Raw genomic sequence first — 503 nt, forward strand, 5'->3', positions numbered from 1 at the left:
TATATAATAATGTATGGAGTGAAGAACAGCCGATGTAGCTTTACGGTTGTTCTTCATTTTGCTTTTTGGTGCGGTAGGCTTCAAAACGCACTAATATTTCGTGCAGGTTCTTCAATGCTTCCACAGCCTTGCCTATCGGCGGCATCTTGCTTTTGTCGAAAGTCAGTTTCTTCAAATCGGTAGTGTACGCCGTAGCCACTTCGGGTAACGCCATGACCGCTTCGGCATCCTTGAATATCGGTGCATCAGCCAGCGACAAGTGCGAACGGGAGTTTTTATTTAGTCCGTCCTCTATCGTCACCCGGTACATGGCATCCAAGAAATCTTCCGAATGTAGGTAATCGTTATATTCCTGATTGTGGTAGAGTGCCGACAAGTCGTAAACGTCACGGATATGCTTTGCCAACAGTGCGGCTGCATCCTCATTGTAAGACAGCTTTACCAGCCTTGAAACCTTGTCGCAGATAGTCTTTCGGGGGTTGATACACTGCGTTTCAAAACTT

1 protein-coding gene is annotated in these 503 nt (G+C 46.3%); it reads right to left on the bottom strand.

The window, feature by feature from the left end; translation table 11 throughout:
• Positions 1 to 40: 40 nt before the first annotated feature.
• Positions 41 to 503: nucleotidyl transferase AbiEii/AbiGii toxin family protein (locus H8S64_RS22370; RefSeq protein ID WP_186978754.1), on the bottom strand; the 463-nt coding region annotated here is incomplete at its 5' end.

The sequence above is a fragment of the Butyricimonas hominis genome (genome assembly GCF_014287455.1).
GTDB classification, from domain to species: Bacteria; Bacteroidota; Bacteroidia; order Bacteroidales; family Marinifilaceae; genus Butyricimonas; species Butyricimonas muris.